Origin of the sequence: Ruoffia sp. FAM 26255, assembly GCF_045528525.1 — a bacterium.
Taxonomy (GTDB): domain Bacteria; phylum Bacillota; class Bacilli; order Lactobacillales; family Aerococcaceae; genus Ruoffia; species Ruoffia tabacinasalis.
In genome coordinates, this window is sequence record NZ_JBGQQX010000078.1 from 1 (window position 1) to 6,973 (window position 6,973).

The following is a 6,973-nucleotide window of genomic DNA, read 5'->3' on the forward strand; positions in this document are numbered from 1 at the left end:
CGAAAAGAGTCCACAGATTTAGGCTGTGGATAGTTAAAAAGCCTGAGGCTTCCATGTTTTCCACATGCGAATGTCTCGGGCTTTTATTATGGTATGCGATATCGTAAAATTTTGGGTAAATTCAAAAGCTGATTGGATTGCTCTTCCAAGTATTTTACGTTATGGTGTGCATTTTGACTTAGCATCAACGCTTGCTTTCGTTCCAGCCTATCTTGTATCAACGATTGGTACTTTCGGAATTATGATTGCAATCGGGGAAGCTTCAGGTGAGAAGATTTCTAGCGAAGGTCTTCAAGGTGGCGTACTATGTGATGGCGTGGGATCAATGATCTCAGGACTATTTGGAGCCGGTCCAAATACCGCTTTCTCACAAAACGTAGGATTAATTACTTTGACTAAGGTTGCTAGCCGTCGCGTGATGATCTTGGCGGGTATTTTCTTGACAATCTTAGGTATTTTCCCTAAATTAAGTGCATTGATAGCTGTCATGCCTCAACCTGTTCTAGGTGGTGTAGGTGTGATTATGTTCGGACTGGTTGCCGCTCAAGGTATCAAGACGTTATCTCAAGTTCACTTAGGGGACCGTGAATTATTAATTATCTCAGTGGCCTTCGCCTTAGGAATTGGTGTAACTGTACGCCCAGACATCCTAAGTGGGTTACCACAAGCTGTTCAGATGATCTTATCATCAGGTATCTCAACAGGTACTTTAGCTGCTTTAATCTTGAATATTGTCTTAAAAGAATCGAAAGGTGAGTAATATGAAGTTATTAGAAGATAAAATCCTCAACGTCGGTCGTGTACTCGGAGATGACATATTAAAAGTGGACTCATTTTTGAACCATATGATTGACACAGACTTAATGATGGCGATGGGTGAAGACTTCTACCAACACTTTAAAGATAAACCCATCAATAAAATTCTAACCCTTGAAGTATCAGGGATTGCGGTCGCTTTCGGTGCAGCCCAATACTTCAAAGTGCCAGTCTTATTCGCTAAAAAGATTGAATCTTTAACGCTAGGTAAAGATGTTTACACTAGTGAGGTTATCTCATATACAAAGAACAAGCGTTACAATATCAATGTCGCTAAAAGCTTCCTAACAGAAGATGACCACGTCCTTATTATCGACGACTTTTTAGCTAAAGGTGAAGCCTTAAAAGGCATGTTCGACCTATGCCAACAAGCCGGTGCAACCGTAGAAGGCGTTGGTATCGCAATTGAGAAAATCTTCCAAGGTGGCGGACAAAAATACCGCGACCAAGGCTACGATGTCTACAGCCAAGCGATGATTGAGCGTTTTGAAAATGGCCAAGTGATTTTTATAGGAGAATAGTTATAATTAGATAAAAGCCTGCAGCCAAGTTGATTTGTGGAATCAACTTGGCTGCAGGCTTTTTCTTGTGGAGGTAGCGAGATCTTTCTTCAATACCGCTTCTCATATTGCAGAGTAAAGCTCGCTAGTCTGCATAACCGCGACTCATTATTCAGAGTAGGCGCAATCACACATCAAAATAAAACAAGTCCTCGAATTTTTGGTCAAGGGCGATGCATAAGATCAGGGCCAGTTTGGCTGTGGGGTTGAATTGGCCGGTTTCAATAGAGCTGATGGTATTGCGTGATACTCCGATTTCTTTGGCCAAGGCGGCTTGGGAGTAACCCTTTTCTGTGCGGGCTTTCTTTAAGTTATTTTTTAATATTAATTCATCATCCATAGATGGTCACCACTTTCTTGGACTAGAAACTTATAATATTCAGATGGCTTAGAAATTGATATAGAAATAAGAGGCTGGTACAGCTAAAGGTAAGGGTGAAAAAGATAGTGGTTTTAGTCTTATTTCTAATTAATTGATAGGCGAAGTTAGATAAGCATGTAAACTGTGAAAGTAAAGCAATGGCTAATCTGCCTTCTAGATCAAGCGGTGTAAAGTGTGAGATAACAATCCAAGAGAAAATTAATACACCGATTGAAAAGTCAGCTCCTTGTAATTTAAGTCGTTGGCCTCGCTCATCCGATAATTCATTTTCTTTGCGACTTTTTGTTAATATTTCTTCTTTGTTCATGTTTTTCATCCTTTCTTGACAAGTGTCCAACATTAAATTCCAAGACTAGAGACGATATACCATCCTAGAAACAACAGGCATAATAAGCCATTTAGTAAAGAAGCATATAAGTAAGATGACTGATTATCTTTACGGTATCTGTGGTAGGCGCCAACTGATAAGAAGATAAGCAGGAGCGCCATGATATCGCCAAAGGGTTGGGTATTAAAAATTTTGTAAATAATGAGTAGTAAGGCTAGGCCACACATGGCAGTAAAGCCTTTGTTATCGCTGTAATGATTGATGCCGTTCTTTCCTTCGTCGATGGCTTCTTGTTTGTATCGGTTAAGAATTTCATATTTGTTCATATTAACACTCCTCTAAGATAAGTTGACAAGTATACTTGGCATGACTATATAGTAAACCTGCCAAGTATACTTGTCAACCCTCGGTGCAAGAATAGCCGCAAAGCCCACTCTTCTAGGAGAAACAAGCTTCACGGCTATTTATATATCAAGAATTATCCTGCAATCGATAACCCAAATTGTGCCACGATTGTTGTTAATAAGTAAGCACCTGAGAAGACAAAAATCGCTACGATTAATATTTTCCAAGATGTCTTAGTTAAATCAACTAATTGATTTGCGACCGAGATACCCGCAAAAGCCAATACCGGTGTTGTGATCGATAAGAAATCAACTGCCAGTATCGCTTCAACAATATAGTTACTCATTAAACAAAAGACAATTGAAACGATCGATACCCAACCTAAGATCGGGAAGTCTTGAATGAACTGAACTTTGATTTTTTTCGTTAGATCAGAGATCAAAATACCTAACATACTGAACAGCCATAAGAAGCCAAGGCCGACAAAAGTGAGTGCTTGAATAGGCGTTGAGTCAGGATTTTTCCATAATTTTACTTGTTGTGTAAATAAGATAAACACTAAACTTAAGACAATAACCAGTCCAAAGTGAGCATATTTATTTAAACTTTTATTATTTTCCATGATCGTAGTTATCTCCTCTAGTTAAAGTGTTATACATAAAGCGTTGTAGTGGGATGGCTAAGAAGACCATTGTGTATGTTCCTAAGAAACTGGTTAACAATTGACTAGCAGAGGCATAAGCTAAGATGATTTCTTCACTTTCCGGACGAAGTGCGGCAACAGCTGAAGCAGCCGCTGTCATCATTGAAGCAGAACCCATTCCTGCAGCCATGCCTAACGCACGAACATCAAAACCAAAGTTTAGTAACAATGGTGCAAATAAACTGAAGAAAATAGAACCGAATAATGTTCCGATTAAGTACATTGAAAGAACTCCACGGCCTTCGGCTGACTCGAGCGTGTATTTTTCAGTAATATAAGCTAATTCCCCTTCACGGCTTAACCCAAGCGTAGCACCGATCGCTGTACGTTTAAGTCCTAACATTAATGCAATAGGTAGAGCGAATAAAATCGTACCTAAGTTTCCGATTTCTTGGAATAGGAACACCCAACCAACAGAAAGAATTTCAGTAATTTGAGGGGCTACACTTGCGCCGTAATAAGCCATTAATGGCAACATAATGAATAAAAGGTTTTTTGATGCGAATTGCACATTTTCATCACTATATACTTTTTTGAAAATCCCTTTTCGAAAAGCTGGAACAGCAAAAATCATCCCGAAAAAGACCGCAAAAACAAGTGGTAAAATGGATACAGAAAATGAACCAAAGCTAATACTTTGGAAACCAATTATTTCAGCTAAGAAAATAACAACAAAAGCAAAGCAAATTAAGTAAAGTAGATGTTTCTTATTTTTCATTCGATTCTCCTTGAGTAATAGCTTGGATATAGCTTTCATATTCTTTATAAGAACGGCTGTATAGTTGGTTTTTATCGATACGGCCGTTCATTTTATTTAAGACACTAATTAAAAATTCTGGAAATTCTTGAAGAACAAATTCGTCATCAACCATGCGTAGATCATCACCATGAATGACACCAGCGAAACCGCCATAACTAATTTGAATACTAGGCATCATAAATGATAAATCGCCAATATCTCCAGCAGCAGCAACGGCACCGCGGTCGTCAATCCATTTTGTAATCGTATCTTGTTCTTTGAACGCTTCCGCAACGAAGGTTGATAAATAACGATCTTGTACAAATGGCAAGTAACCCATCTGAGTTTGTATCTCAACAGCACCTTCCAATGAATAAGCGCTCCCTTTAGCCACTTTATCCATGCGTTCTGCTACGGTTTTCATATACTCAACTGAGATTGTGCGTAAATCCGTTCCAACTTGAACTTAATTGGGAATGACATTCGTTGAGAAGCTTCCATGATCAATGACCGGGTTAATACGTACGTATAGATCCTCGCGTAATTGTTGGCGCATTAAGCCTAAACCAGTATTGAATAAGGTCGACATGCTGTAAGCATTGATTCCACTGAACGGGTCCCAACCAGCATGTGTTGCTTTACCTTTGAAATTATAATGTTTATATAAGAATCCAGCTAAATCACAATTGATTTCAACTGTTTTCTCTTCTTCGCCACCAATAGTGTGCACACACATCGCAAAGTCAACATCATCAAAGACGCCCAACTTCATTGCTTCAGGTTTTCCACCCAAATAAGTGATCGTCCCTTCGTCGATTAATTGTTGGCGGTATTCTAAATCAATAAATTCTTCCGCAGGAACGAAGACAAAGGCAATATTAAAGTCAAAATCTTTGTAACGTTCACCTTCTGTTAAGTAACCATAGAGTGATAAAGCAGTTGTCACTTGAGTAAAGTGACCACATGCATGCGCCGCTCCTGACTGCGAATCAGCTTGGAAGTGACTCGGAACACGAACCGCATCCAATTCTGCAATGAATGCCACTGTTATATCCTGTTGGTGATTTAAATCAACGCGCATACCTGTCGTTGAAAAATACTCAATCACTTGATCTGGATTTGTCTCAGTAATAAAGTCTTCCACCGTTTTCATAGTCCGGAATTCTTTATAACCTAATTCTGGATGAGTAAAGATGTCGTCTGAGATAGCTTTCATTTTCTCGAAATTTTCTTTGAAATAATTCAATGATAAAACTCCTTATAAAATATTTACCAAATGAATATACCATAAAGAAGTGAATATTTATACAAATCACAAACATTAAACTGCTTACCATCAGAAATGTTCGTTTATTTTTAATCAACAAAAAACTCTACCGAATTTGGTAGAGTGATTAAGTTTATATAAATGTGATTAAAGTAAAGTCGTAAAATCATTCGATTGCACAAGTTCTCCTGGCCAACTTTGAATACCACCGTCAACACGCACTGTTTTAAAACCATGTTCATTTAAGAATTGGCAGGCTTTTTCTGACCGTATGCCACTTTTACAGATGACATAATAAGTTTCATCTTCGTTCAAAGCATCCGTATGTTTAGGTAAATAATCCAGAGGAATATTTACAGAATTAGGAACACGTTCGATTTCATACTCATCTGTATTTCGAACGTCTAAAATAATTAACGATTCAGCCTGCGCTTTATTATAAAACGAAGCGATATCAATATTACTATGCATTGTTATAAAATGCCTCCATTTGTTCAAGTTAATACATTAAATGCTAGCATATACTCATTGAAATAACAATTTAAGAATTCTTTAGGAATGATGTTTTGAAAATCTAACCTTAAGGAGCGTCGTGAAGTGGCTCGACACTCCGCAAATCGACTTGCGGTACGTCGTGACCCAGCTCGACACTCCGCAAATCAAAATGCGGTACGTCGCGACGCCGCACGACGCTCCGAACCACCCAACTCCACCCGATAACTAGGCGTTTCATAATAAATTTGCTAATATATAAACTAAGAAACACCACTCAATGCGCTTCCAAACTAAGAGCGTACATGATTTGGCTAGAGGAGATGAAAAAATGCACCATATTGGAACAAAAGAAATAGAAACGGATCGACTTTTACTCAGACGATTTACAAAAGCAGATGCTCAAGCTGTTTATACAAACTATGCAAGAGATGATCTAGCAACTAAATACTTAACTTGGCCGAGCCACCAGGATGTTTCAGTTACTGAAGCGCTGGGAGACATTACTGCTAGCATTCCCCATGAATTTGAAAAAATAGATGCATGCGAGATTGGTTACGTCTTAAGTCCCAAACTTTGGGGTCAAGGTTACATGAGTGAAGCGATGAAGGCTGTAACGAAATATTTATTAAAAGAAGCAGGCTTTAACCGTGTCATTGCTAGGCACGACGTGGCCAATCCAGCTTCAGGAAAAGTCATGCAGAAGGCTGGTTTACAATTCGAGGGAATCCATCGCCAAGGCAGTTTAAATAATTCAGGGATTATTGATACAGCCCAGTACGCCATTTTAAAAGAAGATATATAGTAGAACGTATCATAAAAATATCGTCAGCATTTAATAAAAAAATGTATTAATGACTATTCTTTAAACCAGTATTGAGTTGACTTTAATTAAAGACTTCGTTAAAATGTTAATTAATGATGAGAATTTAAAGATAAAAATCGACGAAGAGAAGAGTAGCAAATTGACTTTGTTTAAGAGAGCCCGGCTGGTGTGAAAGGGCACAAAAAAATTTGTGAAGATGAACTCTGAGTATTAGCTAAGTGAAAGCTTTTCTAACGGTAGCAACCGATACCTTGCCAACGTTTATATAGACGTATTAAGGCACTTATTGTGAGATAAGTGTAAATTTGGGTGGTAACACGATATTGTCGTCCCTAATCAGAGAGCTGATTAGGGGCGATTTTTTTATTTGTTGAATTGCAATAATTAATGCGACAATTTTTTATTTACTCAATTAATAAGAGTTCGTGTAAAAATACTTCCAAAGGTGTTTGGTAATCTAAGCATTTCCTAGGTCGATTATTCATTAACCACAAAGCTTGGTTGAGTTCTTGGGA

The 6,973-nt window shown here is 38.2% G+C and carries 11 protein-coding genes and 1 other annotated feature; of the genes, 3 read left to right on the forward strand and 8 right to left on the reverse strand.

Annotation, left to right across the window (positions count from 1 at the left end; all coding sequences use genetic code 11):
* Window positions 1-85 precede the first annotated feature (85 nt).
* Window positions 86-760: a uracil-xanthine permease family protein gene (locus ACEN31_RS10690; RefSeq protein ID WP_407109403.1), complete on the forward strand. Its 675-nt coding sequence runs from the start codon at window positions 86-88 to the stop codon at window positions 758-760.
* A gap of 1 nt (window position 761) precedes the next feature.
* Window positions 762-1,337: a xanthine phosphoribosyltransferase gene (locus tag ACEN31_RS10695; protein ID WP_138405407.1), complete on the forward strand. Its 576-nt coding sequence runs from the start codon at window positions 762-764 to the stop codon at window positions 1,335-1,337.
* Window positions 1,338-1,503: 166 nt separating this feature from the next.
* Here ACEN31_RS10695 and ACEN31_RS10700 read toward each other — a convergent pair whose 3' ends face one another.
* From ACEN31_RS10700 to ACEN31_RS10735, 8 genes are all read right to left on the reverse strand, one after another.
* Window positions 1,504-1,716, reverse strand: a complete 213-nt coding sequence (locus ACEN31_RS10700; RefSeq protein WP_138405408.1) for a helix-turn-helix transcriptional regulator — start codon at window positions 1,714-1,716, stop codon at window positions 1,504-1,506.
* A gap of 22 nt (window positions 1,717-1,738) precedes the next feature.
* Window positions 1,739-2,065, reverse strand: coding sequence for a DUF6442 family protein (locus ACEN31_RS10705; protein WP_138405409.1), 327 nt, complete (start codon window positions 2,063-2,065; stop codon window positions 1,739-1,741).
* A 32-nt stretch (window positions 2,066-2,097) separates the two neighbouring features.
* On the reverse strand, window positions 2,098-2,412 hold the full coding sequence (locus tag ACEN31_RS10710) for a DUF6442 family protein (protein WP_407090470.1): 315 nt from the start codon (window positions 2,410-2,412) through the stop codon (window positions 2,098-2,100).
* 152 nt (window positions 2,413-2,564) lie between these two features.
* Window positions 2,565-3,053, reverse strand: a complete 489-nt coding sequence (locus ACEN31_RS10715; RefSeq protein ID WP_407109399.1) for a hypothetical protein — start codon at window positions 3,051-3,053, stop codon at window positions 2,565-2,567.
* Complete coding sequence (locus ACEN31_RS10720; RefSeq protein WP_197104260.1) at window positions 3,043-3,852, reverse strand: DUF3100 domain-containing protein; 810 nt, start codon at window positions 3,850-3,852, stop codon at window positions 3,043-3,045. The genes ACEN31_RS10715 and ACEN31_RS10720 overlap by 11 nt, the downstream gene beginning before the upstream one ends.
* Complete coding sequence (locus tag ACEN31_RS10725) at window positions 3,842-4,297, reverse strand: hypothetical protein (RefSeq protein WP_407109400.1); 456 nt, start codon at window positions 4,295-4,297, stop codon at window positions 3,842-3,844. The genes ACEN31_RS10720 and ACEN31_RS10725 overlap by 11 nt, the downstream gene beginning before the upstream one ends.
* Window positions 4,298-4,339: 42 nt before the next feature.
* Window positions 4,340-5,119 carry a M20/M25/M40 family metallo-hydrolase gene (locus ACEN31_RS10730; protein WP_407109401.1) on the reverse strand — a complete coding sequence of 260 codons (780 nt, stop codon included), beginning with the start codon at window positions 5,117-5,119 and terminating at the stop codon, window positions 4,340-4,342.
* Window positions 5,120-5,287: 168 nt separating this feature from the next.
* The gene (locus ACEN31_RS10735) at window positions 5,288-5,611 is read right to left on the reverse strand and encodes a rhodanese-like domain-containing protein (protein ID WP_407109402.1); all 324 of its coding nucleotides are present in this window, start codon (window positions 5,609-5,611) and stop codon (window positions 5,288-5,290) included.
* A 352-nt stretch (window positions 5,612-5,963) separates the two neighbouring features.
* On the opposite strand from ACEN31_RS10735, the gene ACEN31_RS10740 reads away from it, so the two are divergent.
* Window positions 5,964-6,437: a GNAT family N-acetyltransferase gene (locus ACEN31_RS10740; protein WP_407095135.1), complete on the forward strand. Its 474-nt coding sequence runs from the start codon at window positions 5,964-5,966 to the stop codon at window positions 6,435-6,437.
* Between the two features lie 131 nt (window positions 6,438-6,568).
* Window positions 6,569-6,795: a binding site (T-box leader), on the forward strand.
* Window positions 6,796-6,973 lie beyond the last annotated feature (178 nt).

Bases quoted from the DNA above. Each gene is read 5' to 3' on its own strand.
- ACEN31_RS10740 (WP_407095135.1), top strand. From the start codon at position 5,964: ATGCACCATATTGGAACAAAAGAAATAGAAACGGATCGACTTTTACTC.
- ACEN31_RS10725 (WP_407109400.1), bottom strand. From the start codon at position 4,297: ATGAAAACCGTAGCAGAACGCATGGATAAAGTGGCTAAAGGGAGCGCT.
- ACEN31_RS10695 (WP_138405407.1), top strand. From the start codon at position 762: ATGAAGTTATTAGAAGATAAAATCCTCAACGTCGGTCGTGTACTCGGA.
- ACEN31_RS10735 (WP_407109402.1), bottom strand. From the start codon at position 5,611: ATGCATAGTAATATTGATATCGCTTCGTTTTATAATAAAGCGCAGGCT.
- ACEN31_RS10710 (WP_407090470.1), bottom strand. From the start codon at position 2,412: ATGAACAAATATGAAATTCTTAACCGATACAAACAAGAAGCCATCGAC.
- ACEN31_RS10720 (WP_197104260.1), bottom strand. From the start codon at position 3,852: ATGAAAAATAAGAAACATCTACTTTACTTAATTTGCTTTGCTTTTGTT.
- ACEN31_RS10715 (WP_407109399.1), bottom strand. From the start codon at position 3,053: ATGGAAAATAATAAAAGTTTAAATAAATATGCTCACTTTGGACTGGTT.
- ACEN31_RS10700 (WP_138405408.1), bottom strand. From the start codon at position 1,716: ATGGATGATGAATTAATATTAAAAAATAACTTAAAGAAAGCCCGCACA.
- ACEN31_RS10705 (WP_138405409.1), bottom strand. From the start codon at position 2,065: ATGAACAAAGAAGAAATATTAACAAAAAGTCGCAAAGAAAATGAATTA.